The 1,084-nt window shown below is 51.9% G+C and carries 1 protein-coding gene; it reads left to right on the top strand.

The window, feature by feature from the left end; genetic code table 11:
* Positions 1 to 1,084, top strand: a 1,084-nt coding sequence (locus tag FZ040_RS14300; protein ID WP_255448920.1) for a flagellin N-terminal helical domain-containing protein, incomplete at both ends; no start/stop codon positions are given.

Raw genomic sequence — 1,084 nt, 5'->3', positions numbered from 1 at the left:
TTCGACGCTGAACACTCTGAACAAGAACTCGAGCGCACTGTCCAAGAGCCTGCAGAAGGTCTCTTCGGGCATGAAGATCAACAGTGCTGCTGATGATGCTTCGGGCTATGCGATTTCCGAGCGCATGCGCGTTCAGATCCGTGGCCTCGATCAGGCAAACAGCAACACGCAGAACGGCAGCAGCATGATGAAGGTTGCAGAGGGCGCTGTTTCCAGCACCGTCGACATCCTGAAGACCCTCAAAGAGAAGGTCATCAATGCAGCCAACGACTCGAATACGGATAGCGACCGTCAGACAATCCAGAAAGAGCTCGACCAGAGCATCGACCAGATCAACGACAACGCTAACGTAACGTTCAACGGCAAGTATCTCGTAGATGGTTCCAAGAACACGCAGGGCCAGGCAACGTTCACGGCACTGACGAACCAGAGCCTGTCCACGGATACGACGGCTACGACGAAACTGACGGAGCTGAAATCCCGCAGTGGCGATGACCTTGAGATCTCCACGACGGATAAGGTTACGGTTTCGTACGTTCAGGCTGGTAAGACCTACACGACGTCGTTCAATGTAACCTCTGACACGAACCTCAAAGATATCTTTGATGCAGCAGAGAACATCGATACGACTTCGACGATTTTCGGCACGAATGCTAATCAGAGCATTGCTAAGGCTACTGGCACGGCTGACAGTGCTGGTGCTATGAATGCAGCTGTTAGTGCAGACCTTGATGTTACGAATGCACAGTCTTCGTTGAGCGTTGCACAGGCGTCGTTGAGCGTTGCGCAGACTTCGCTGAGCGCTGCACAGGCTGAGGTGGATAAAGCGCAGAAGATCTATGATGCAGATAAAACTGCAGCAAATAGCCTTGCACTTTCGAATGCACAGACTGCTGTTGCTACAGCACAGTCTGAATTTAACACTGCAAACAGTGCTGCTATTTCTGCTCAAGAGAAATTCGATATTGCTCAGAACTCGGCAGGTCCGGCACTGCTTGATGGTGCTAAGATCGGTGTTGCTGCTTCGGGCGATATGGTCTCGACGGCAGATGGCAACAATGCTATCACGGTCACGGCTAACAAG

Source organism: Pseudoselenomonas ruminis, assembly GCF_008271295.1.
Taxonomy (GTDB): Bacteria; Bacillota; Negativicutes; order Selenomonadales; family Selenomonadaceae; genus Selenomonas_A; species Selenomonas_A ruminis.
This window is presented reverse-complemented; position numbering and strand designations above follow the sequence as displayed.